Genomic DNA, 25,293 nt, shown 5'->3' with positions numbered 1-25,293 from the left:
AGCTTGTGTCCCATGACGCCGTAGCCGCTGCCGACCACACCATGCGCCACTGGGATGGCGGCGAACCGGGACGCATCAGGATCGGCTCGGACGCCCACAAACGGCTGTTCTGCCGGATGATCCTGGACACGCACAACCCATACAAGCCGGCCGTGATCGAATGGCCGGCGCTGGATGCCGACACACTGCATCGCATCACCTCGCTGCCGATCTGGGACATCGCCGTGCAGACCGAGGGCAAGGCCAAGCTGCGCGTGGCCACGTACACCAACACCATCGCCGATCCGCTGCTGCGCGAAGCACTCACCATGGACGGCGACGAGGAAGCTCGCCACAAGGTGGTGCTCAGCAAGATGGTCGAGGCGTACGGCATCCCGCTGGCGCCGGAGCCCGAATACGAAGTGCCGAAAGATCCCGAATGGGGCTGGCTGGTCACCGGCTACAGCGAGTGCATCGACAGCTTCTTTGCCTTCGGCTTGTTCGAGTCGGCCAAGCGCACGGGATATTTCCCGGCAGAACTGGTCGAGACGTTCGAGCCGGTGATGCAGGAAGAAGCGCGCCACATCCTGTTCTTCGCCAACTGGGTGGCCTGGTATCGACGCCAATTGCCGTGGTGGCGACGACCGGCGTTCGAGCTCAAGGTGATGCGCGTGTGGCTGTTCCTCATCTGGGAACGCATCGGCATCGCCAAGGGCCTGGACAACAACGGCGAGATGCAGGACGCCAACTTCACCATCACCGGCCATCAGCAGATTGGCCTGGACCTGAAGATCAGCGAGCTGCTGGACCTGTGCCTGGCCCAGGACAGCTTCCGCATGGGCGGCTACGACGAACGCCTGCTGCGCCCCACCTTCGTGCCGCGCATGGCACGCCTGGCGCGCCGCTTCATGCGCTAGCGATGCAGGCTGAACCAGGCCACTGCATCTTCCAGCGCAAGCCGTACAGGGCCCGCGGCATAACCGAGTTCACGCTCCGCCTTGGCACTGCTGAAGAACATGCGCTTGCGTGACATACGCACCTCTTCCACCGTGGCGATGGGCGGTTTGCCGCTGAGCCGCGCCCATCCTTCCGCCACATAGGCCACAGGCATCACCGCCGCATGCGGCAATCGCCAGCGCGGCGGCGGGCGGCCCACGATGTCGGCAATCTCGAACAGGAGTTCGCGCAGGCTCACGTCGGCGCCGCCCAGGATATAGCGCTCGCCCACCGCGCCTTGCTTGAACGCCAGCCAGTGCCCGTCGGCCACATCGTCCACGTGCACCACGTTGAGTCCCGTGTCGACATAGGCCGGCATGCGGCCGGTCATCGCATCGCGCACCACGCGACCGGTGGGCGTGGGTTTGATATCGCGCGGTCCGATCGGCGTCGACGGATTCACGATCACCACCGGCAACCCTTGCGCCGCATAACCGGCAACCACTTCTTCGGCGAGGAACTTGGAGCGCTTGTAGTGACCGACCATGTCGCGCAACGACACCGGTGTCGTCTCCGTGCCGGGCGTACCATCTTTCGGAATGCCCAATGTCGCCACGCTGCTCGTGTAGACCACGCGCGGCACGCCTGCGCGGCGCGCGGCTTCGAGCAGGGCGCGCGTGCCTTCGACGTTGGTCTGATACAACTCCTGCGGCCGCGGCGCCCAGAGGCGGTAATCGGCGGCCACGTGGAACACCGCATCGCAACCCTCGCAAATCCTTGCCAGCGAGGCGGCGTCGGTGAGGTCGCCCTGCACCACCTCCACGTCCAGACCTTGCAGGTTGCGTCGATCGGAACCGGCGCGCGCCAGCACGCGCACGTGATGATCCTCGCGCAGCAGGCGCCGCACCACGGCAGACCCCACGAACCCTGTCGCGCCGGTAACCAGTGATTTCACGGGGGCAATACCAAGGTATGCCCCACCATCGCCAGCGTGGACCCTGGACACATAAGGTTGTCGTTCCTGAACCCGGGGAATGAGTTGAGTTTCATTATGGTCGAACGACACGCGCGGTGGCGCACGCGCTCACCGTAGCCGTTCCGCCGCAGGGCGCACCAGTGCCTGTGGGTCGAATTCTGCTTTCCCCGAGCTTTCATGGCATTCCATCGCGTCTCTACGAATCGAAGACATTCGCTTTGGTGTTATGGCTGCGTCTCTCACGGACAGGGTGATACCATGCCGAGGCGCTGGTTTCTCTGTATGTGAATACTAAGAAGGCCGAGGCATGCCAATGTTCGATGCAAAACACGCTGCTGCGATTGCCCCCAACAACGCCAGCGCTTACCAGGAAGCCATTCTTCCGAAGGTGTCACGAACGTTTGCCCTGACGATTCCGCAATTGCCGCCGGCATTGCGCGACGTCGTCGCCAATGCGTACCTGCTGTGTCGCATTGCGGACACCATCGAGGACGAGCCCGCCTTCAGCGCGGAAGAAAAAGGGCGCTACGAAACTGCGTTCGTCGATGCCGTGACCGGACGCATCGATGCGCGCGAGTTTGCCGCGCACATCGCGCCGCGGCTTTCCGACGCCACCTCGGAAAGCGAACGCGACCTGATGTTCCGCCTGCCGCTGGTGCTGGAAATCACCGAGACGTTCAACCCCACGCAGCATGAAGCCATCGTCGAGTGCCTGCGCGTGATGTCGCAGGGCATGCACGATTTCCAGCGCGTGGTCGGCCTGCAAGGGCTGGATACGCAAGGCGACATGGATCGCTACTGCTATCACGTGGCCGGCGTGGTCGGCGAAATGCTCACCAAGCTGCTGATCGATTTCGAACCCGAACTGATACCGCAAACGCGAAATCTCATGCGCCTGGCCATTTCGTTTGGCCAGGGCCTGCAGATGACCAACATCCTCAAGGACCAGTGGGAAGACCGCAGCCACGGCGTCTGCTGGCTGCCGCACGATGTGTTCGCGCGCTACGGCGTGGAACTGAGGGATCTCAGCGCCGGCCAGCAGGATGCGCATTACGCCGACGCGATGATCGAACTCATCGGCATTGCGCATTCGCACCTGTGCCGCGCGGTGGAATACACGCTGATCGTCCCTGCCCGCCATGCGGGTTTCCGCCGCTTCTGCCTGTGGAGCATCGGCCTGGCCGTGCTCACGCTGCGCAATCTGCAGGACAGGCTCGACTTCTCATCCGGCACGCAGGTGAAGGTGTCCCGCGCAGCCGTGGCACAGACCATCGGCCTGACGCGCCTCACTGACAAGTACGATCCGGCCGTGCGCTTCCTGTTCGGCGCGGCGGCACGCAAGCTGCCGCTCACACCGCTGGCACCGGAGTGGGATGTTCCGCAGGCGCGGTCGGCGTGGCCGTGGCGGAGGTCATCGCCGTTGAAAAACGCGCGCTCGCTATGACGGATTCCTTAGCCACCGTCGTCGATTCCGCCCCGCCCTCCACGCATCAACCACCCAACGATGCCAGTCGCATCGACCGGGCCATCGACCGTGCGCGCCAGGCGTTGATGCAACGGCAGCGACCGGATGGCCACTGGTGCTTCGAATTTGAAACGGACTGCACGATCTCGTCCGAATACATTTTGATGATGCACTTCATCGACGAGATCGACGATGTGCTGCAGGAAAAGCTGGCGCGTTACATCCGCCTCAAGCAACGCCTGGACACGCATGGCGGCTGGCCGCTGTACCACGACGGCGCGCTTGACCTGTCCTGCACGGTGAAGGCGTATTACGCGCTGAAGGCGGCCGGCGATTCGCCCGATGCGCCACACATGCGTCGCGCGCGCGAGGCCATCCTGGCCAGGGGCGGCGCGGCGAAAAGCAACGTGTTCACGCGCATCCTGCTCGCCATGTTCGGCCAGGTGCCGTGGCGGGCCGCGCCGTACGTGCCGGTGGAAATCATGTTGTTCCCCCGCTGGGCGCCGTTCCATCTCGACAAGGTGTCGTACTGGGCGCGCAGTACGATGGTGCCGCTGTTCATCCTCTGCACGATGAAGGCGAAGGCGAAGAACCCGCGCGCCGTCGGCATCGCCGAATTGTTCGTGACACCGCCGGATGAAGAAAAGCATTACTTCGCCACCACCACGTTCGTGAGCAAGCTGTTCCTGGTGCTGGACAAAGTGGGCCGCGCCTGCGATCCGCTGATACCTTCGTCGCTGCGGCGCAAGGCCATCCAGAAAGCGGAGCAATGGTTCCTGCCGCGGCTCAACGGCGAAGACGGCCTCGGCGCCATCTTTCCGCCAATGGTGAATGCACTGGAGGCGATGGACCTGCTCGGCTACGCCAAGGATCACCCTGCCCGCGCCACCTGCCTGAAGTCGCTGCAGAAGCTGATCGTGCATCGTGACGATGGCACGGCGTATTGCCAGCCCTGCGTGTCGCCGGTGTGGGACACGGGCTGGGCCGCGATAGCGCTGCTGCGCGCATCACCCGATGACGCCACGCAAGCCGCCGTGACGCGGGCGATGGCATGGCTGGCACCGCTGCAGGAACTCGAACGCAAGGGCGACTGGGCGGTGCAGGCGCCGGACCTGCCGCCGGGCGGCTGGGCTTTCCAGTACGCCAATGCGTACTACCCCGATCTCGACGACACCGCCGTCGTTGCCGCGCTGCTCCACGTTGCGGTTAGCGGCACGCCGCGCGAAGGCATGTATCGCGATCGCATCGAGCGCGCCGCGGACTGGCTGGTCGGCATGCAATCGGCCAACGGCGGCTTCGCCGCGTTCGACCGCAACAACACGCACTATCACATCAACGAGATTCCCTTCGCCGATCACGGCGCGATGCTCGATCCGCCCACGGAAGACGTGTCGGGTCGCGTGCTCGCCTTCCTTGGCATACTGAACCGGCCGCAAGACAAGGTCGTCATCGAACGCTGCCTTGCCTACCTGCGCAGCACGCGCCTGCCGGATGGCTCGTACTGGGGCCGCTGGGGCACGAATTACATCTACGGTACGTGGTCGGTGCTTGCGGGCCTCGCGCTCGCAGGCCAGGACATGCAGCAGCCGTGGATACGCGAATCGGTCGACTGGCTGATCGCGAAACAACACGACGACGGCGGCTGGGGCGAAACCAACGACACCTATTTCGACCCCGCGCTGCGCGGTACCAACGATGGCGTGAGCACGCCGCACAGCACGGCGTGGGCGCTGCTCGGCCTGTTTGCCGCGGGCGAGCACGCGTGCGACGCCGCGCATCGCGGCGTGCGTTGGCTGCTCGATCATCAGCAATCCGCCGGCGAGCCCGAGGCCGATCTCTGGTATCACCCCAGCTTCAACGCACCGGGATTTCCCCGCGTCTTCTTCCTCAAATACCACGGCTACACCGCATACTTTCCGCTATGGGCACTCAGCCGTTATCGCCAACTGCTTGCGAACTCGCGACCGACGCCGTGACGCCGGGCGCCGTGGGCATCGTGACCGCGCTTGCATCGGAAGCGCGGGCATTGACGCGCCGCTCGCTGCGCGTGCGCACCGCGTTGCCGCTCGGCCAGGGCGGTGCGTTGTGGCTGTCGGGCATGGGCCAGGACGCGGCGCGACAAGGCGCGCTCGCACTCATCGAGGCAGGCGCCACGGCGCTGGTGTCGTTTGGCGTGGCGGGCGGGTTGGCACCGGGACTGCGCAGCGGAACGCTGTTCTGTCCGTCCTGCGTGCTCGACGAACGCAGCCATGACTACCAGCCCGATGCCTCGTGGCGTGGCGCACTCATCCGCCGCCTGGCCACGACGCATCTGCCGCGCGTGGACGACGGCACCTTGCTGAGCCTTCCCGCGCCATTGCTCAGCGTGGCCGAAAAAGGCGCAATGCGCGAACGCCATCAGGCACTCGCCGTCGACATGGAAAGCGCGGCCATTGCCGCGGTGGCCAGCGAGTACCGCATACCGTTCATCGTGCTGCGCGCCATCGTCGACGAACGCGAGGACAACGTACCCATCGCATTGCAGGCTAGCATCGACGCCTGGGGACGTCCGTTTGCCGGGCGCCTGCTCGTCACCCTGCTGCGGCATCCAGGCTTGCTGACGCACCTGCCCGGACTGGCCATGCGCATGAACAAGGCCACGCGCGCCTTGCGTGCGGCGGCCGGCGTGGCAGGCATCGAACTGGGGCGCGAAGCATTGCAGCCCTGCTAATCTCTAACCCTTGTTTTCGGATGTCAGGCCTGGCCTCGACGCACGGCCGGCAGCATCGAAGTCTGGAGGTCCGGCGGCGTGTTCAGAGCGATCCACAAAGGCCTGGTCTGGATGGTCGACCGCAGCGGTCGGCATCACCTCATCGTGCTGTTGCTCGCGGCGCTGTTCGCCGTGCTCAGCCTGTGGGGCGCGCACAAGCACCTGAGCATCGACACCGATGCGGATCATCTCTTCTCCGACAAGCTCGCCTGGCGCCAGCAGAGCCAGGCTTTCGCTCGGCAGTTTCCGCAGTTCAGCGATACGCTCACCGCCGTGGTGCGCGCCCCCACGCCGGAAGAGGCGCGCATCGTCGCGCAAGCGTTGAACGTCGAACTGCAGGCCGACAAGCAACACTTCCACTCCTCGTCCACGCCGGGCATCAGCCCGTTCTTCAATCGCGAAGGACTCCTGCTGCTGCCGCAGGATGAGCTGGAAAGCACGCTCGACAGCATGCTGCAGGCACAGCCGCTGCTCGGCCCACTGGCCAAGGACACCTCGGCGCGCGGCCTCTTCAACGGCATCGACCTGATGGTGGAAGGCGTGCGACGCGGCCTGGCGAATGACTTGTCGTCGTACGACGCGGCGCTCGGCAATGTGGCGCAGACCATGGAAGCGTCGCTGGCCGGCAAGCATGCGCCGCTCTCCTGGCAGGCCTTGCTTACGCCCGACCTGGTGAATAGCAATGGGGGGCAGGAATTCATCCTCGTCCATCCCGTGCTCGATCACACCGCGCTCGAACCGGGCGCAGAAGCCACCAAGGCCATGTTGCGGCTGGCTGAAGAACTGCCAGAGGTGAAGTCCGGTCGCGTGCACGTGAACTACACCGGCTCCGTGCCGCTGTCGGACGAGGAATTCGCGTCGTTGACCGATCGCGCCGGCCCCATCGCCATCGGCAGCAGCCTGCTGCTCGTGTTCTGGCTGGTGCTTGCGCTGGGCACGTGGCGACTGATCGTGCCGGTGATCATCACGTTGATCGTCGGCCTGATCTATACGCTCGGCTTCGCGGCCTTTGCGGTGGGTCGCCTCAATCTCGTCTCCGTTGCCTTTGCCGTGCTGTTCGTTGGTTTGGCGGTGGATTTCGGCATCCAGTTCGGCGTGCGCCTGCATGCGCGCCAATACAGCGACCGCACCTTCGACGACTCGCTGCACGAAACCGCGAATCGCGTCGTCAGCCAGGTCGGCCTTGCCGCGCTGGCCACGGCCTGCGGCTTCCTCGCGTTCGCGCCCACGGATTTCACCGGCGTTGCCGAGCTCGGCATCATCGCCGGTGTCGGCATGCTGCTGGCGCTGCTGTGCACGCTCACCGTGTTGCCGGCGTTGCTGCGCCTGCTGGCGAAGGGCTCGCCGCACGCGGAAGTCGCCCTGCCCGGCGGCGCTGCAGCCGATGGCTGGCTGGAACGCCATCGCAAGGCGGTGCTGGTGGTCTTCGGCGTACTCGGCGTCGTGGGCATCTGGTGCGCCATCACCATTCCTTTCGACGCCAATCCGCTGCACACCAAGAATGCGAACAGCGAGGCGATGCGCACGCTCAGGTCGCTGATGGAAGATCCCAACACCAACCCGTTCACCATGGACATCCTGGTAAAGGATCTGCCGGCCGCCAAGTCACTGAGCGAGCGCCTGGGCAAGCTGCCGGAAGTGGCGCAAGTGGTTTCGGGCGTCGACTTCGTTCCCACCGATCAGGAAGACAAGCTCGACCAGCTGCAACAGGCGTCCGACCTGATGTACGCCGTGCTCAATCCCGGCGAGAAGACCACGCCGCCCAGCTATGCGCAGATGCGCGATGCCGCCAAGGACACCAGCGATGGCATTGCCAGCGTGGCCGACAAGCTGCCTGCCAACTCGCCGTTGCGTCGCATCGGCAAGGCACTGGCCGGCCTGGCGCACGGCACGGATGAGCAGATGGCCATCGCCAACCAGGCACTCACCCAGTTCCTGCCCTATACGCTTCACCAACTCGCCGACTCGCTGTCGGCCGAGCCGATCACCATGGAAAGCCTGCCGCCCGAGTTGAAGCGCGACTGGTTCGCTCCCGATGGACGCGTGCGCGTGCAGGTGACGCCAACGGTCAAGGCGCAAAACACCATCGGCCTGCGCCAGTTCGTACAGGCGGTACAGCAAGCGGCCCCTGACGCCGCGGGCTCCGCCGTCGACACCATCAAGGCGGCGGACACCATCCTCATCGCGTTCCGCGAAGCGGCCATCTACGCCACCCTGGCCATCGCCATCGTGCTGATGCTGGTGCTGCGCCACACCAGCGACGCCGCGCTGGTGCTGGCCACCTTGCTCATGTCGGCCTTGCTTACGGCGTTGTTCGCGCGGCTGTGCGGCATCTCCATCAACTTCGCGAACATCATCGCGCTGCCGTTGCTGCTCGGCGTGGGCGTGTCGTTCAACGTGTACTTCGTGATGAACTGGCGCCACGGCATGCAGCTGTTCCTGGGCTCGCCCACGGCGCGCGCCATCCTGTTCTCCGCACTCACTACTGGCACGGCGTTCGGCAGCCTGGCCATCGCGCGCCATCCGGGCACGGCCAGCATGGGCACGGTGCTGTTGCTGAGCCTGCTCGCGGTGCTGCTTTCCACCTTCGCCTTCCTGCCTGCGATGCTCTATTCCACCGGGCGCTGCAAGCAGCCACTCAACCCGTGACGACTTGACCTCTCGCCTTGCGGAATCGACCCATGCTCCCAACCCGCCGTATCGCTATCGCCGTGTTTTCCCTGCTTTTCAGCCTCGACGCCAGTGCGCACGCCATCCTCGTCGATAGCTCGCCCAAGGCCAGCGGCAGCGTGCCGGCCGGCCACCTGACGCTTGCACTCACCTACAACAGCAAGATCGACCAGGCACGCTCGCGCCTGGTGCTGATCGGTCCCGACAAGAGCGAAACGCCGCTCGCCATCACCGCCAACGGCGACAAGCCGAACGAGCTGGACAGCACTGCCGACGTGAAGCCCGGCGCTTATGTCATCCGCTGGCAGGCGCTGGCGTTGGATGGACACATCACGCGCGGCGACCTGCCGTTCTCGGTGACGGCCGCGCCGTAAACCGGCACCGCTGTATCGCGTTCACTCGACAACATTCCATACCGGGGGATTCGTGGCCCTCCTCGTCGACATCTTTGGCTACCTGAGCGTCATCCTGCATGGCCTGGTCGTCGTCGCCCAATCCATGACGCTGGGCGGCCTGCTCTTTCTCGTCTTCCTGCTGCATCCGCTGGCTCCGCAGTTATCGCAAGCTGCCGATCTGGAGCAACGCGTGGTGCGATTGACGCGCTGGAGCGCATGGGCACTTCTGCTCGCCGAGCTGGCAACGACGGCGCTTCAAGTGTCGGTGCTGATGTCGACCGTGGACCTGCCTTTCGCCAACGTCATGCAGGCGTCGTTCGCGGTGGCCGCCACCATCAAGATGCTGTGCGCCGCGGCGATGGCAGCCTGCATCACGCCACGCACCATCGCATGGGTCCCTGGGCGCGGATTGCTGCTGCTTGTCGCGATCATCGAACTGGTCGCCGCAACGATGACCACGCACGCCTATGCGCGACTGGACCACAACGCCCTGCTGATGGTGGTGGAAGGCCTGCACCAGTTCGGCGCCGCCATCTGGATCGGGGCCATTCCCTGCTTCGTCCTCGTGCTGAGGCGGCTGAGCGAGGCCCATGATCTGCGCCTGGTGGGCGCGCGCTTCTCGCGCATGTCGATGATCGGTGTCGCCTGCATCCTGGCGTCCGGCATCACCATGTGGGTGTTCTACGTGGGCGACGCGCCAGGTTTCTACGGCACGGCCTATGGCGTGATGGTGGGCGCCAAGGTGGCCATGTTCATCGGCTTGCTCGGGCTGGGGCTTGGCAACTTTCTGGTCACGGAACGGTTGCGCCACGGGCGCGATGCCTCGGTGATCCGCCTGCGCCGCTTTGCGGAAGTGGAGATCGGCATCGGCTTCACCATCTTCTTCGCGGCGGCCTCGCTCACCTCCGTACCGCCCGCGGTCGACCTCACCACGGATCGCGTGACGCTGCACGAAATCGCCGAACGCAATGCACCTACGTGGCCACGCTTGAATTCGCCCGATCACGACACGCTCGCCATTTCTCGATTGCAGGCCAAGCTCGACCGCGATGCCGAACGCGATCACCAGATCGCCGAGGCGGCCACCATTCCCGGCTCCGGCATTCTCCCGCCGCGCAATGCGCAGGATATCGCCTGGTCGGAATACAACCATCACTGGGCTGGCGTCTTCGTGCTGTTGATCGGCTTCCTTGCGCTGCTCGGTCGCTCGGGCGTGGGCTGGGCAAGGCACTGGCCACTGTTGTTCCTGGCCATGGCCGGCTTCCTGCTGGTCCGCTCCGATCCGGAAGTGTGGCCATTGGGACACGAAGGCTGGTGGGTGGCCTGGCGCGACGTGGAAGTAGCGCAGCATCGATTCTTCGTGCTGCTGATCATCCTGTTCGGCGCGTTCGAATGGTCGGTGCGCACGGGACGCCTGAAAAGCGAACGCGCCGCCCTGGTATTTCCGCTGCTCGTTGCCGTGGGCGGCGCCATGCTGTTGACCCACAGCCACCAGATTTCCAACGTGAAGGACCAGATGCTGATCGAGTTGACGCATACGCCGCTTGCACTCGCCGGCGTAGCGGCGGGCTGGGCGCGATGGCTCGAACTGCGCCTGCCCGGGCGTGGCGGTCGCATCGCCGGCTACGTGTGGCCGGCGTGTTTCATGCTGATCGGTGTGATCCTGCTGTGGTACCGCGAGGCCTGAGCATCAACGGATGCGATGCACCACCATGTCGGCCAGCTCGTGCAGGTGCGTGGCGCGCCCGCCCAGCGGCGTGAGCGCGGCGCGTGCGCGCTCGCCCAGTTCTTCGGCAAGCGCGCGTGAGGCATCCAGGCCGAGCAGCGACACGTAGGTGGGTTTGTTGTCCTGCGCATCTTTGCCTGGCGTCTTGCCCAGCGTGGCCGCGTCGGTAGTGACGTCGAGGATGTCGTCGACCACCTGGAATGCCAAACCCACGGCACGCTGGTAGTTGTCCAGCGCGTCATGCAATTCCGCCGACATCGGCGAAGGCCCGCAATGCGCGCCCATGAAGATGGAGGCGCGCAACAAGGCGCCGGTCTTGAGCCGGTGCATCTGCTCGAGCTGCTCGCGCGGCAATACGTGGCCCACGCTCGCCAGGTCGATGGCCTGCCCGCCAACCATGCCCAGCGAACTGCTGGCGCTCGCCAATTCCTTCAGCAAGGCCACGCGTTGTGCAGCCGTCGCCGGGAGGTCGCCGATCACCGCGAATGCCTGCGCTTGCAAACCATCACCCACCAGGATGGCCATGGCCTCGCCATAGCGCACGTGCACGGTGGGCAATCCGCGACGCAACAGGTCGTTGTCCATCGCAGGCAGATCGTCATGCACCAGCGAATAGGCGTGGATCATTTCGATGGCACTCGCGGCGCCGTCGAGAATGGCAGGGTCCGCATCCACCAGCTCGCCCGCTGCATGGCACAGCAGTGCACGCAGCCGCTTGCCGCCGCCCAGCGTGGCGTAGCGCATGCCGTCGTGCAGGGTGGTCGGCACCATATCGCCGGGTGGCAGATAGCGCTCCAGCGCCTGTTCGGTGCGCTGCATGATCCGCGGCATCCACGTGCCCAGCGGCTCGACGCTCGCGGAGGTTGAGGACCACAGCTGAAAAGCTTCACTCACGGAAACATCTCCACATCACATCAATGAACAGCGACAACGGCGACGCGACTGGTCGGCAATTGCGTGATGAACTGACGCGCCATGGCGCGTGCGCGTTCATCAGCCGCAAGAATATCTTCCAGAGCGGCGGAGCCGGCGAGCGGCGGCAGGCTTTCCAGCGTCTTTTCAACCACACGCGCGATATCGGTGAATCGAATCTGCTCATGCAGAAAGGCATCGACGGCGATCTCGTTGGCCGCGTTGAGCGTGACGCTGGCCGTGCAGCCATCGCGCAACACCTGCAAGCCAAGGCGAAGGCATGGGAAACGCGCCAGGTCCGGCGCATGGAAACTCAGGTTGGCCATGCGCGTGAGATCCAGCGGTGCCACGCCCGAATCGACGCGCTCCGGGTAAGCCATCGCGTGGGCAATCGGCGTGCGCATGTCCGGGTTGCCGAGTTGCGCGAGCACCGACTGGTCGGCATACGCCACCATGGAATGGATCACGCTCTGCGGATGGATCAGCACTTCGATGCGCTCCGGCGGCATGTCAAACAGCCAGCGCGCCTCGATGACTTCCAGCCCCTTATTCATCATGGTGGCAGAGTCGACGGATATCTTCCTTCCCATCACCCAGTTCGGATGCTTGCACGCCTGATCGGGCGTGACGTCATCGAGCGTGTCAAGATCCCGCTGCAGGAACGGACCGCCCGACGCGGTGAGGATGAGCCGCTCGACACCCGCGCCCGTGCATGCATTCGTACTCAGGCACTGGAAGATGGCGTTGTGTTCGCTGTCCAGCGGCAACAAGGTGGCGCCGTGCTGGGCGACGGTGCGCATGAACAGCGCGCCCGACATCACCAGCGCCTCCTTGTTCGCCAGCAGGATCTTCTTGCCCGCGCGCGCAGCGGCCAATGACGAAGCCAGGCCCGCGCCACCCACGATGGCAGCCACCACCGTGTCGCACCCAGAGGCACTCGCCACCGCGCTCAAGGCCTGCGGCCCATAAGCCACTTCGGTGGTCAATCGCGCCGCGCGAAGCTTCTGTTCGAGCTCGGCAGCGCCTTCAGCATCGCCCACCACGGCCACGTCCGGCAGGAACGCCAGGCACTGTTCGAACAGACGGTCGATGCGGCGATGTGCCGTCAACGCAAAGATGCGGAAGCGGTCGGGATGGCGCGCCGCCACATCCAGCGTGCTGGTGCCGATGGAGCCGGTGGAACCCAGAATGGCCAGGCGTTGCATGCTCATGACACGGCCTCCACGCGACCGACTGTCTCAACCGAGCGCATCGCCCTTGCGCACACCACGTGTCGCCGGGCGAGCGTCACACTCATCACGAATGCGCCTCGCGCGCCACCGCGCAGCTTGGCTTGGTGGCCAATACCTTGTCGGTGAAGCGCTGGATGGAAGCACGAATGCCGTCGGCATCCAGGCCATAGTGATTGAGCAATGCCGCCGGATCGCCATGCTCGATGAATTCGTCGGGCAGGCCCAACCGCAGCATTGGCACGCTGATGCCGGCGTCGGAGAGACACTCCAGGCAGGCCGAGCCGGCGCCACCTTGCAGACACCCCTCTTCCACCGTGACCAGCACGTCATGCGTCTGCGCCAGCTGGCGCACGAGCGCATCATCCAATGGCTTCACGAAGCGCATGTTCGCCACCGTGGCATCCAGCGCCTCCGCCGCCGCGAGGCTGGGCGGCACCATCGAGCCGAAAGCGAGAATCGCCACGCGATGTCCGGCGGCATGCCCGCCATGGCGGCGCACTTCGCCCTTGCCGATGGGAAGCGTCGTCATCTCCGCTTCCGTGGGCACGCCCGGCCCGGTACCGCGCGGATAGCGCACCGCGCATGGACCATCGTGACTCACCGCCGTGTGCAGCATCTGCCGGCATTCGTTTTCATCGGAGGCGGCCATCACCACCATGTTCGGCACGCAGCGCAGGTAGGCCATGTCGAATGCGCCCATGTGCGTGGCGCCATCCGCGCCGACGATGCCCGCACGATCGATGGCAAAGGCCACCGGCAGGTTCTGCAACGCCACGTCATGGATCAGTTGGTCGTAACCGCGTTGCAGGAAGGTGGAATAGATCGCCACCACCGGCCGCAAGCCTTCCGTCGCCAGGCCCGCGGCAAACGTCACTGCATGCTGCTCGGCGATGGCCACGTCGAAGTAGCGCTCGGGAAAGCGCTTCTCGAACTCCACCAAACCGGAACCTTCGCGCATGGCAGGGGTGATGCCGACGATGCGCGGATCCTGCGCCGCCTCGTCGCACAGCCATTCGGAAAACACCTGCGTGTAGCTCTTGCGCGCCGCCTTGGCCGCGGACACCAGTCCCACCTTGGGATCGAACTTGCCGGGGCCGTGGTACTGGATGGGATCGGCTTCCGCCAGCTTGTAGCCGTGCCCCTTCTGCGTGATCACGTGAAGGAACTGCGGGCCGCGAAGCTTCTTGAGGTTCTGCAACGCGGGAATCAACACATCGAGATCATGACCATCGATGGGTCCGGTGTAGTTGAAACCGAATTCCTCGAACAGCGGCGCCGGCACCACCATGCCCTTCATCTGCGACTCCAGCCGCGACGCGAGGTGGCTGATCGGCGGAATGGGCCGAAGTGCGTAATGCACGCCCTGTCGCGCCTGCTGGTAGAAGCGGCTGGAGATAAGGCGTCCGAAGCAATAGCGCAGCGCGCCGACCGGCGGCGAGATCGACATGTCGTTGTCGTTGAGCACCACCAGCAGCGGCGAGTCTTCCGACACGCCGGCGTTGTTCATGGCTTCGAAGGCCATGCCGGCGCTGAGTGCGCCATCGCCGATCACCGCAATGCTGTGGCGCTGCTCGCCGCGTATGCGCGCCGCATGCGCCATGCCCAGCGCGGCCGAAATCGAGGTGCTCGAATGGGCAGTGCCGAACGTGTCGTAGGCCGATTCAGCGCGTCGCGGAAACCCGGAAATGCCGCCCCATTGCCGGATGCCGCCCATCGCCTCGCGACGACCGGTGAGGATCTTGTGCGGATAGGACTGGTGTCCGACATCCCATACAAGGCGATCATCCGGCGTATCGAACACGTAATGCAGCGCGATGGTGAGCTCCACGCTGCCCAGGTTGGAAGACAGATGCCCGCCGGTGCGGGACACGCTCTCCAGGATGAAGGCACGCAACTCGCCTGCCAATCGATGGAGTGCCGGCATGTCCAGCGTGCGCAGCTGGGCCGGTGAATCGACAGTTCGCAGCAAATCGTACACGACGGACTCTCCTCGGGGCTGCCGGAGTCTCTATCTCGACGTTTAGCACTTATGCCTACCGTGGCCGCTTCCGACACGTCACCGCGTTGCCACCACTAATCAGCGATATCGACCAGGGGACGATGCACGCCGCCGTCAACATCACCACACGCATACTGCATCCTGCTCGCCTGCATTCACCTTTCGACGAACGCACGCTCGATCACGTAATCGCCGGGCTCGCGCGTACGCGGCGAGGCCTGGAAACCGCGACCATCCAACAAGGCACTGGTGTCATCCAGCATGGCCTGGCTGCCGCACAGCATCACGCGGTCGGTTGCCGGGTTGAGCGGCGGCAGCCCGGCGAAATCGCTCATGCGCGCATCCACGATTGCATCGGTGAGACGTCCACGATGGCGAAAAGGTTCACGCGTGACGCTCGGGTAATAGACCAGCTTGTCGCGCACCAGATCGCCGAGGTAATCGTGCGCGGGAAGCTGCTGCTCCAGGTATTGGGCAAACACCAGGTCGCTGATGCGGCGCACGCCATGCGCCAGCACGACCTTGTCGAAGCGCTCGTAGGTCTCCGGGTCGCGCACGATGCTCAGGAACGGCGCAAGGCCCGTGCCGGTGGCCAGCAGGTAGAGATGCTTGCCGGGTTTCAGGTCGTTCAGCACCAGCGTACCGGTAGGCTTGCGGCTGACGATGATGGGGTCGCCGGGCTTGAGATGCTGCAGGCGCGAGGTGAGCGGCCCGTCCGGCACTTTGATGCTGACGAATTCCAGGTGCTCCTCGTAGTTGGCGCTGGCAATGGAATACGCGCGCATCAGCGGCTTGCCTTCCACTTCCAGGCCAAGCATCACGAAATGTCCACTGTCGAACCGAAAACCGGGGTCCCGCGTTGTGCGAAAACTGAAAAGGCTATCGTTCCAGTGATGAACCTCGATCACATACTCCGTCGCCAATGCCACCATCACAACCACCGTTGCCAAGTGAAGAGATGCTTGCAAGCGACCAGACCATTCGACGCGTGACGAGCCTGGCTCACGTCGAATGGCTTGACCGTCACTGCCTTGGTACAAGTTTCCGCAGGTCGAAGTCAATCCTGCTTAGTGATGTTGTTCGACGCTTGCCTCGTTCGCAAAAAATCGTCTCGATTCCCGGCGAATCATCACGTACTTCTCACGTTGCGCCTGCTAACCGCGAACGTTTTTTCAAGGCGAACGCATGCGTGTCATGCGTGGCACTTTTCTTGTCGAGAACGATGCCATGCGGCGTGCGATCCGCGCGCAAGCATCGTGCTTGCGGGAGCGAATCGACGCAGCGCCTTGCATCGCTCGCCCACGCCACCACATCTGCACGGGCGGCACGGCGGCCGGCACGAAACGAGGCCCCAGGCCGGGTGATCATAGCCAAGCTCAATGACTATGATGCCAACAATCAATTAGACCTATGACGTCAAACCCCGTAGTCTTGCCATTCAACCAACCACAACCAACGGAAAACAACAGATGTCGTTGATCAATACCGAAATCAAACCGTTCAAGGCCCAGGCTTACAAGGATGGCCAGTTTGTTGAAGTGACCGATGCCACCTTGAAGGGCAAGTGGTCCGTGGTGGTGTTCTACCCCGCCGACTTCACCTTCGTCTGCCCGACGGAGCTGGAAGATCTGGCCGATCACAACGAGCAGTTCCAGAAGCTGGGCGTGGATATCTACGCGGTTTCCACCGACACCCACTTCGCGCACAAGGCATGGCACGACACGTCCGACGCGATCAAGAAGGTGAAGTACACCATGATCGGCGATCCGACCGGCGCCATCACCCGCAACTTCGACGTGATGATCGAAGAAGAAGGCCTGGCCCTGCGCGGCACCTTCCTGATCAACCCGGAAGGCCAGATCAAGCTGTGCGAAATCCACGACAACGGCATCGGCCGCGACGCTTCCGAGCTGCTGCGCAAGGTGAAGGCCGCCCAGTACGTCGCTTCGCACCCGGGTGAAGTGTGCCCGGCCAAGTGGCAGGAAGGCGACAAGACGCTGAAGCCGTCGCTCAGCCTGGTCGGCAAGATCTAAGTTCATCGTTGTCCTGTCTTGCGGCCCGCTGCATCGGGCCGCCCTGGACCCGGCACCCCGCCGGGTCCGCTTTCCGAATATCCAGACGCCCGCAACGCCCGGCCACGACCGCGGCGCCAGATGCGCTCACCCCGAATAAAGGATGAAGTCACCATGTTGGATGCCGATCTGAAGTCCCAGTTGCAGGCTTATCTCGAAAAGGTCGTGCACCCGATCGAGCTGGTGGCCTCGCTCGATGGCGGCCAGAGCTCGCAGGAGCTGAAGGAGCTGCTGGAAGACATCGCGCCGCTGTCCGACAAGGTATCGCTGCGTCTGGATGGCACCGATGCACGCAAGCCTTCGTTCGCGATCAATCGCACTGGCACCGATGTCACCGTGCGTTTTGCCGGCATTCCGATGGGCCACGAGTTCACCTCGTTGGTACTGGCGCTGCTGCAGGTGGGCGGTCACCCGTCCAAGGCCTCGCAGGAAGTGATCGAGCAGGTGCGCAATCTCGACGGCGAATACCGCTTCGAGACCTTCATGTCGCTCTCGTGCCACAGCTGCCCGGACACCGTGCAGGCGCTGAACCTGATGAGCGTGCTCAATCCCAACATCTCGCATGTGGCGATCGATGGCGCGCTGTTCCAGGACGAAGTGAACGAGCGCCAGGTGATGGCCGTGCCCACGGTCTACCTCAACGGCGAGTTCTTCGACACCGGCCGCATGGAGATCGAACAGATCGCCGCGCGCCTGGACACCAATGCACATGCCCGCGACGCCGAACGCCTGAACCGCAAGGCGCCGTTCGACGTGCTGGTGGTGGGCGGCGGCCCAGCCGGCGCCGCGGCAGCCATCTATGCAGCACGCAAGGGCATCCGTACCGGCGTGGCCGCCGAACGTTTCGGCGGCCAGGTGCTGGACACCATGGCCATCGAGAATTTCATCTCGGTGCCGTACACCGAAGGCCCGAAGCTGGCGGCCTCGCTGGAACAGCATGTGCACGAATACGACGTGGACGTGATGAATCTGCAGCGTGCCGAGCAGCTGATTCCGGCCACCACCGAAGGCGGCCTGCATGAAGTGCGTCTCGCCAATGGCGCTGTGCTGAAGTCGAAGACGGTGATCCTTTCCACCGGCGCGCGCTGGCGCAACATGAATGTGCCGGGCGAGCAGGAATACCGCAACAAGGGCGTTACCTATTGCCCGCACTGCGACGGCCCGCTGTTCAAGGGCAAGCGCGTGGCGGTGATCGGCGGCGGCAATTCGGGCGTGGAAGCGGCGATCGACCTGGCCGGCATCGTGGGTCACGTCACCCTGCTCGAATTCGACGGCAAGCTGCGCGCGGATGAAGTCCTGCAGCGCAAGCTGCGCAGCCTGCCCAACGTCAACATCATCGTCAGCGCGCAAACCACCGAAGTGACGGGCGATGGCCAGAAGGTGACCGGGCTCAACTACACCGACCGCAGCACGGGTCAGCCGCACTCGGTGGCGCTCGAAGGCGTGTTCGTGCAGATCGGCCTGCTCCCCAACACGGACTGGCTGAAGGGCACCATCAAGCTGTCGCCACGCCACGAGATCGAAGTGGACGTGCGCGGTGAAACCTCGGTGCCGGGCGTGTTCGCCGCCGGCGACGTCACCACGGTGCCGTACAAGCAGATCGTCATCGCGATGGGCGAAGGTTCCAAGGCATCGCTGAGCGCTTTCGATTACCTCATCCGTTTGCCGGTCGAAGAAACCGAACAGGAAACCGTCGCCGCCTGACGGAGTCGTTGCACGCCCGGTCCTGCGCAGCCGAATCCCCTCTCGGCGCGCAGGGCCGGGCTTTTTTTATGCGCGAATATTCTTCCACACGCACGCCGCAGCCCAATGCTGACGCGGCTTATAACCGCGTGTGATGCCGACATGAGAAATGCTCATCTGTCGAAGTCTTTCAATCGTGCAAACCCCGGGTTTTCATAGCGCCATAGCCATCGTCACCAGCGCCGCGCGCCGGCGTCGTCGAGGCACCGGGAACCCCATCCCGGTCTAGGGGCTTTCTCAGAACGCTGAGGCCGAGCGGGATGCATTCCCGCGCTGCGCACGGATGCGCGCGGCATCAGCACTGTTTTCGGATTATTCGGGTACCGACTTTGAACAAGCACGTTTCTGTTACTCCGCGTCCGCTCGCGGCCGCACTGTTCGCACTGCTCGCCGCGGGTGCCGCACCGGCGTTTGCGCAATCCACCACCGGCAGCATCTTTGGCCAGGTCTCCGCCGGTCGCGGTGAATCGGTCTTGATCAAGAGCGCCACCGGCATTGCACGCACGGTGAACATCGACAGCCGCGGCCGTTACAGCGCGTCGGAGTTGCCGCTGGGTACATACACCGTGTCGCTGCTGCACGATGGCAGCGTGGTCGATACGCGCAACGACATCTCGCTGCGCGTGGGTTCCGGCACGGAAGTATCGTTCGAAGCAGTGGCGGCAAAAGAACTGGCGGGCGTGAGCGTGTCGGCCAACACCACGCCGCCCATCGACGTGACCACCACCGACTCGCGCACCGTCATCACCGCAGACGAACTCGTGCGCCTGCCACTGGGCCGGTCAGCGGAAGCCATCGCCTTGCTGGCGCCGGGCGTCACCGGCAACAGCGGCGGCTACACCGGGCCGACCGGACAATCGCTGGTGAGCTTCGGCGGCTCGGCCGCAAGCGAGAACGCGTACTACATCAACGGCTTCAACACCACCGAACCGCAGCGCGCGCTTGGCGGCCTCACGCTGCCGTACGGCGCCATCGAGCAGCAGGAGATCTACACCGGCGGCTACAGCGCGCAGTACGGACGATCCGACGGCGGCGTGATCAACATGGTCGGCAAGCGCGGCACCAACGAGTGGCATTTCGGTGGACAGGTGCTGTGGCAGCCGGCGTTCGCGCAAGCCGATGGCACCAACACGTATTACACCAACGGCCTGCCTGCCTCGCCGATCGCCGGCAGCCTGTACGACCCCAACAGCAAGAATCGCCAGTGGACCACCACGTACGACGCCTACCTCGGCGGACCGCTGATCAAGGACAAGCTGTTCCTGTTCCTGGCAGCCGAGGCCTCGCGGCAGGAAGGAAGCACGGTCAATGACGTGACCAACGCCAAACCCTATGTGAGCTACAAGTACGACTCGCCGAAGTGGTACGCGAAGCTGGACTGGAACATCACCGACAGCAACATCCTCGAAGTCACCGGCGCGTCCAGCAAGTACCAGACCTCGGGCTCGATCTACGATTACGACTACAGCACGCTGTCGCGCGGCAATTTCGTCAACCTCGACGACAACATCAAGACGGGCGGCGATCTCTACACGGCCAAGTTCACCAGCTACATCACCGACGCACTGACCTTCTCTGCCATGTACGGCAAGATGAAGACGATGAACTACGACGTGCCGGGCAACTACGACGGCAGCCTCACCTACGTCACCGACATCCAGAACCAGAACCCGTCGTACGTTGGTGGCAACCCCATCAGCAACAGCCAGGTGACGCAGTCGCTGTACAGCCCAAACCGCCACAACACCACCAACAACCTGCGCATCGACCTGAGCTACCAGCTCGGCTCGCATACGATTTCGGCGGGCATCGACAACCAGAACTCACGCGCCATCGACCAGGGCAGCCAGACCTCGGGCCCGGGCTACTACTGGGGCTATGCGTACACCACCACGCCGAACGTCGCGCTGATTCCGAACCTGGGTGTGGGTGCGCCGGCCAATTATCCCAACGGCGCCTCCGGCTATTACGCGATCCAGTACGTCAACAGTTCGATTGCCAGCGTGCGCTCGGGACAGCGCGCGCAGTACGTCGAGGACAAGTGGCAGGTGACCGATCGCTGGCTACTGTCGCTGGGTCTTCGCAATGACCAGTTCACCGACTACAACGCGAACGGTGATGCATACATCCGCCAGCGCAGCGCACAGTGGGCGCCGCGCCTTGGTTTCAGCTGGGACGTGAACGGCGATTCGAGCTTCAAGGTGTACGGCAACGCAGGCCGCTACTACCTCGGCCTGCCGCTCAACCCGGCGCTCAATGCCGCGGGTGCGTACGTGGCCACGCAGCAGTACTTTACCTATGGCGGCATCGCAGCCGACGGCACGCCCACCGGCATCGTGCCGTTCTCCAACCCGGTGTCCTCGAACAACACCTACGGCGTGCTGCCCGATCCGAAGACGGTGACGGCGCAGAACATCAAGCCCGAATACCAGGACGAATTCATCCTCGGCTTCACCAAGACGCTGGGCACGAACTGGGTCTATGGCGCCAAGCTCACGCAGCGCATCCTGCGCAACGCCATCGACGATTACTGCGATGTGCCCGCCATCGAGAACAAGGCGGCATCGCTCGGTTACGACGTGAGCGCCACCAACAGCTGCTACCTGATCAATCCGGGGCGCTCCAACACGTTCACGGTGATCGACACCGGCGGCGCCTATCGCAGCGTCTCGCTGAGCAACGACGAGATGGGCTTCCCGCCGCTCAAGCGCAAGTACTACGCGCTGGAGACGTTCCTGGAGCATCCGTTCGACGGCCACTGGTACGGCAAGATCGACTACGTGTTCTCGCGCAGCTACGGCGACACCGAGGGGCAGCTTCGTTCGGACATCAAGCAGACGGCGGCATCCACCAGCATCGACTGGGATTTCCCTTCGCTGATGGTCAACAGCAACGGTGCGCAGAGCAACGATCACACGCACCAGATCAAGGCGTTCGGCTACTACCAGATCGATCCGGAATGGCAGGTGTCGGGCAACCTCTCGCTGGTATCCGGAAACCCGCGCAATTGCCTGGGCTATTACGGCCCGAACCAGACCGATCCGAATGGCTACGGCAGCTACTACCACTGGTGCGGCGGCCTGCCTTCGCCGCCGGGCTCGCATCGCCTGCCGTGGAACAAGCAGGTGGACGTGGCCGCTTCGTACAGTCCTGCGTTCGCCGATCACAAGCTGGCGTTCTCGTTGAGCGTGTTCAACCTGTTCAACTCGCAGGCCATCCTCAATGCGTATCCGTACTACCAGATTTCGCCTGGCACGCCGGACCCGCTGTACGGCTCGGCCGTGGTTCGCCAGCAGCCGCGTTACGTGCGCCTGAGCGCCACCTACGACTACTGACGATGCCGACTTGATGCAGGCAACCCCTCAGGCCTGCGTCGGGAGGAGTGGCCCACAAGGCCATTCCTCCCACCTTCCTCATTCACACGCGAAACAGGGATACGCCACCATGCCCAACGCTCTCCATCGCACCAACGCTCCGCTGTTGGCGGCACTGCTTGCCACCCTGCCCGCCTTCGGGCTGCATGCCGCCGAGGCGAAGACGCCTCTCACCATCGACGAAGCCTTGAAGGCATCTGCCGAACAGCATCGTCCGGTGCTGGTCGATTTCCAGGCCGTATGGTGTTACTCGTGCTACTACATGGCCAGCCATGTGTTGACGGGCGCCGAATGGAACGACGTGCAGCGCAAGGCCATCGTGGTGGAAGCCGATGCCGATTCGCCGGACGGCCAGACGTGGATGAAGAAGCTCAACGCGTCCTTCCTTCCCAGCTATGTCGTGCTGGACGAGCACGGCAACGAACTGGGGCGCATCTCCGCCGAACAGCCGCGCGAGAAGTTCTATCCGAAGATCAACGCCATCCTGGCCACCGGCAACACGCTGGACCGCCTCAGGCAGAAAGCCTCTAGAGGCGAACCCAACGCCGTGGCCGAGGTGCTGGAGGCGTATCAGGCGCGCTCCGAAGGCAGTGAAGGCCTCCGTTGGTTCGCTGCCTTGCCTTCCTCGCAGCAACAGGGTGCGCGCAAGAACGCTCGCGTCAATCTTGCGCTCGATCAACTCGCGCTTGCCAAGGCCCTGGCGGCGGACGACAACGCGACCGTGATCGCCAACGCGCAAAAAGTGCTGGCGCAGGACATCGGCTGCCAGCGCCCGTACGTGCTCGACAATCTGCTCGACGCCACCGGCAAGCTGCCTGCGGACGAGCGCAAGACGCTGCTTGCTGCGCAACGTCAGCCGCTCGATCACTACGTCGACACGCAGGTATTGATTGCCAAGCCTGCGTGCGCTGACCAGCGCAGCGCCGTGCTCGCCAGCGCCAACCTGGATGACGCCGTGGGCGACCAGGCGGCTGCATCCGCCATCCTCGATCGCGCCATCACGCAAACGCGCCAGCGACTGGGCAACAACCTCGCCAGCGATCGCAATCTCGCCGACAACCTGCGCATCTATCTATTGCGCGCCAAACGCACGGCGGAACTGGACGACTACCAGCGCAAGCTGATTGCCGCCTATCCTGACGACTATGTCTACGCCTATCGCTACGGCCGCAACCTGGTGGAGACCGGCAAGCCAGCCGAAGCGCTGCCCTATCTCACGCAGGCCGCCGACAAGGCCTACGGCGCCAACCGCCTCGCCGTCGCACTGCAACGCGTGAAGGCGCTGAAGGCTCTGCATCGCGACGACGAAGCGAAGAAAGTGGCGAGCGATGTGCTGGAAACCAATGGGCCGTGGTTTCCCAAGCAGGCCAGTGCGTTGAAGGCCGCGCTGAACGTGTGAGCACTCGCGCAAACGCCCGAGTCATTCGTTGCGCGCCGGCGCATTGGTTCGTCCCGCGCCATCCATGGTGGCTGCCGCACCGCACGGCGGCGGCCACGCTTCATGCCCTTCGATATGCCATGCGAAGAACTCGCCCGACCTCGGCTCACCGGTGTCGCGTGCGAACACCAGCGTTTTTCCCGATGGCGAGAACAGCGCGCCGATTTCCGAGCCGTTGACGTTGATGTCCGGCCCCAGCTTGATGCGCGGCAACCAGCCGTTCGAGCCGAGGCGTGATTCGTAGAGTCCACCGTCCGCCATCACGATCAGGCGCTTGCCATCGGGCGACGGCAGTGGCTCGTATTCGTCGCCGGCCGTGTTGATGGCGGGGCCCGCGTTTTCGACGATCCATTGCCCCGGCTTGGTTTCGCGCGCACGCCAGATGTCGTTCTTGCCGAGGCCGCCCGGACGGTTCGAGCCGAAATACAGCCATCCATCCGGACCCACGCGCGGGAACCATTCGGCTTCATCCGAATTGACGGGCGCAGGCAGCCGCACTGGCGCTTTCCAGCGGCCCTCGGCGGCGCGATCGGCACGCCAGATGTCCAGGTCCTTGCTCTTCATGCTCCCGGTGGCGCGGGTGGAGATGAAGTACACGCCACGGCCATCCGGCGTAAACCACGGATCGGCCTCCGCACCGGGCGCCGTAAACGACGCGGGCACCGGATTGCTCCAGCGCCCGCCATCGCAATGCGATTGAAGAATGCGCCATCCGGAAAACGCCTTGGAACTGCGGACGAAGTAGAGCTCGCCGGTACGCGGATCGAACGCCGGATGCGACTCGAACAGGTCGCTGGATACACCCACCGGTGTCCATGGCTGCACGGTTGATGACGACGCGGCGGCAAGCGCACCCAAGGGCGCGAAGGCGAGGCAGAGGGCGAGAACGCGAGGCTTCATGCGCATGGGCATCGCAACGCTTCCGGGAGATGGTCCGATGGTAGCCCAGCCATGACAGCCACTGTGCTTGACCAAAGGCACCTGACCGCATGGCTTCCGCCATGGAAGAAGCGTGCATAGCGAGCCGGCTGCATTCGCCCCGAACCGCGAGGGACGCACGACCACACCGCGCATGACGGATGCGCGGTGTATCGGCCAGCACGCGCCTTGCGTGCGCTCAGTGACGCAGTTGCTGCAGCAATTGCTCCAGTTCGTTGCGCAGCTGCTTCACCTGCGACACCGCCTCGTCACGCTCGCGCATCACGTCGTGATGCACCGAGAGCGACACGACGTGTGCCGACAAGGTCTTTTTCCTCGCCCGATAACGGCGCGCACGCTCCGCCGCCGTCAAGGCATTGGGCTTGCGCGGGCGGCCGCGCGGACGCTTGAAACTCAAGGGCAAAGCAAGCGTGCCCGGATCTAGTGGGTCAACCATGGCGCATCCTCCTCGTTTGCACTTATTTTACGTGACGTCACGTAAAATACAAGAAAAATCTCACGAAAAAACAGCCGGAAAGGCGATTTTTTTCATCTGAAATGAGTGATCCCGGTTGTCGGCCAGCGCGCGCGTCGCGCGTTCACGAGACGAGGAGATTCCTGTCGCTACCGTGCAACACGCGGACTGCCGGAGGACGCAGCCGCGTGGCGCCGGGGCGAGCCAGCCCACCGAGCAGAAGAAGAAAGGAAA

The 25,293-nt window shown here is 64.1% G+C and carries 18 protein-coding genes; 11 read left to right on the top strand and 7 right to left on the bottom strand.

The window, feature by feature from the left end:
• Positions 1 to 5: 5 nt before the first annotated feature.
• A complete protein-coding gene (locus tag ABIC75_RS00745) occupies positions 6 to 896 on the top strand; it encodes a ferritin-like domain-containing protein (RefSeq protein WP_354011947.1) in 891 nt (296 codons plus the stop codon).
• Here ABIC75_RS00745 and hpnA read toward each other — a convergent pair.
• Positions 893 to 1,870, bottom strand: a complete 978-nt coding sequence (gene hpnA, locus ABIC75_RS00740) for a hopanoid-associated sugar epimerase (protein WP_354011946.1) — start codon at positions 1,868 to 1,870, stop codon at positions 893 to 895. The two genes, ABIC75_RS00745 and hpnA, sit on opposite strands and share 4 nt — an antisense overlap.
• 328 nt (positions 1,871 to 2,198) lie before the next feature.
• On the opposite strand from hpnA, the gene ABIC75_RS00735 reads away from it, so the two are divergent.
• The 6 genes from ABIC75_RS00735 (at position 2,199) to ABIC75_RS00710 (ending at position 10,857) form a co-directional block, all read left to right on the top strand.
• Positions 2,199 to 3,335, top strand: coding sequence for a phytoene/squalene synthase family protein (locus ABIC75_RS00735; RefSeq protein WP_354011945.1), 1,137 nt, complete (start codon positions 2,199 to 2,201; stop codon positions 3,333 to 3,335).
• Entirely contained in the window at positions 3,332 to 5,332 is a 2,001-nt protein-coding gene (gene shc / locus ABIC75_RS00730) for a squalene--hopene cyclase (RefSeq protein ID WP_354011944.1), read from the top strand. The genes ABIC75_RS00735 and shc overlap by 4 nt, the downstream gene beginning before the upstream one ends.
• Positions 5,329 to 6,066 carry a phosphorylase family protein gene (locus ABIC75_RS00725; protein ID WP_354011943.1) on the top strand — a complete coding sequence of 246 codons (738 nt, stop codon included), beginning with the start codon at positions 5,329 to 5,331 and terminating at the stop codon, positions 6,064 to 6,066. Before shc ends, ABIC75_RS00725 begins: the two co-directional genes overlap by 4 nt.
• A gap of 78 nt (positions 6,067 to 6,144) precedes the next feature.
• Positions 6,145 to 8,754, top strand: coding sequence for an MMPL family transporter (locus ABIC75_RS00720; RefSeq protein ID WP_354011942.1), 2,610 nt, complete (start codon positions 6,145 to 6,147; stop codon positions 8,752 to 8,754).
• Between the two features lie 32 nt (positions 8,755 to 8,786).
• Positions 8,787 to 9,149 (top strand): copper resistance CopC family protein, encoded by a 363-nt coding sequence (locus ABIC75_RS00715; protein WP_354011941.1) that lies wholly within the window; start codon positions 8,787 to 8,789, stop codon positions 9,147 to 9,149.
• Between the two features lie 52 nt (positions 9,150 to 9,201).
• Positions 9,202 to 10,857 carry a copper resistance D family protein gene (locus ABIC75_RS00710; protein ID WP_354011940.1) on the top strand — a complete coding sequence of 552 codons (1,656 nt, stop codon included), beginning with the start codon at positions 9,202 to 9,204 and terminating at the stop codon, positions 10,855 to 10,857.
• Positions 10,858 to 10,860: 3 nt separating this feature from the next.
• Here ABIC75_RS00710 and ABIC75_RS00705 read toward each other — a convergent pair whose 3' ends face one another.
• The 4 genes from ABIC75_RS00705 to ABIC75_RS00690 form a co-directional block, all read right to left on the bottom strand.
• Positions 10,861 to 11,790, bottom strand: coding sequence for a polyprenyl synthetase family protein (locus tag ABIC75_RS00705; protein WP_354011939.1), 930 nt, complete (start codon positions 11,788 to 11,790; stop codon positions 10,861 to 10,863).
• A gap of 20 nt (positions 11,791 to 11,810) precedes the next feature.
• Positions 11,811 to 13,013, bottom strand: coding sequence for a 1-deoxy-D-xylulose-5-phosphate reductoisomerase (locus tag ABIC75_RS00700; protein WP_354013041.1), 1,203 nt, complete (start codon positions 13,011 to 13,013; stop codon positions 11,811 to 11,813).
• 91 nt (positions 13,014 to 13,104) lie between these two features.
• Positions 13,105 to 15,018: a 1-deoxy-D-xylulose-5-phosphate synthase gene (dxs, locus tag ABIC75_RS00695; RefSeq protein WP_354011938.1), complete on the bottom strand. Its 1,914-nt coding sequence runs from the start codon at positions 15,016 to 15,018 to the stop codon at positions 13,105 to 13,107.
• Between the two features lie 176 nt (positions 15,019 to 15,194).
• Positions 15,195 to 15,974, bottom strand: a complete 780-nt coding sequence (locus ABIC75_RS00690; protein WP_436407878.1) for a ferredoxin--NADP reductase — start codon at positions 15,972 to 15,974, stop codon at positions 15,195 to 15,197.
• Positions 15,975 to 16,508: 534 nt separating this feature from the next.
• On the opposite strand from ABIC75_RS00690, the gene ahpC reads away from it, so the two are divergent.
• From ahpC to ABIC75_RS00670, 4 genes are all read left to right on the top strand, one after another.
• Positions 16,509 to 17,072: an alkyl hydroperoxide reductase subunit C gene (ahpC, locus tag ABIC75_RS00685; protein WP_354011937.1), complete on the top strand. Its 564-nt coding sequence runs from the start codon at positions 16,509 to 16,511 to the stop codon at positions 17,070 to 17,072.
• A 153-nt stretch (positions 17,073 to 17,225) separates the two neighbouring features.
• Positions 17,226 to 18,815 (top strand): alkyl hydroperoxide reductase subunit F, encoded by a 1,590-nt coding sequence (ahpF, locus tag ABIC75_RS00680; protein ID WP_354011936.1) that lies wholly within the window; start codon positions 17,226 to 17,228, stop codon positions 18,813 to 18,815.
• 368 nt (positions 18,816 to 19,183) lie between these two features.
• Entirely contained in the window at positions 19,184 to 22,189 is a 3,006-nt protein-coding gene (locus tag ABIC75_RS00675; protein ID WP_354011935.1) for a TonB-dependent receptor plug domain-containing protein, read from the top strand.
• Positions 22,190 to 22,298: 109 nt separating this feature from the next.
• Entirely contained in the window at positions 22,299 to 23,627 is a 1,329-nt protein-coding gene (locus ABIC75_RS00670) for a thioredoxin family protein (RefSeq protein WP_354011934.1), read from the top strand.
• A gap of 21 nt (positions 23,628 to 23,648) precedes the next feature.
• Here the strand turns inward: ABIC75_RS00670 and ABIC75_RS00665 are convergent, their stop codons facing one another.
• A complete protein-coding gene (locus ABIC75_RS00665; RefSeq protein ID WP_354011933.1) occupies positions 23,649 to 24,566 on the bottom strand; it encodes a TolB family protein in 918 nt (305 codons plus the stop codon).
• 217 nt (positions 24,567 to 24,783) lie between these two features.
• Complete coding sequence (locus ABIC75_RS00660) at positions 24,784 to 25,041, bottom strand: hypothetical protein (RefSeq protein ID WP_354011932.1); 258 nt, start codon at positions 25,039 to 25,041, stop codon at positions 24,784 to 24,786.
• Between the last annotated feature and the right edge of the window lie 252 nt (positions 25,042 to 25,293).

The sequence above is a fragment of the Dyella japonica genome, from assembly GCF_040545895.1.
GTDB lineage: Bacteria > Pseudomonadota > Gammaproteobacteria > Xanthomonadales > Rhodanobacteraceae > Dyella > Dyella japonica_D.
This window is presented reverse-complemented; position numbering and strand designations above follow the sequence as displayed.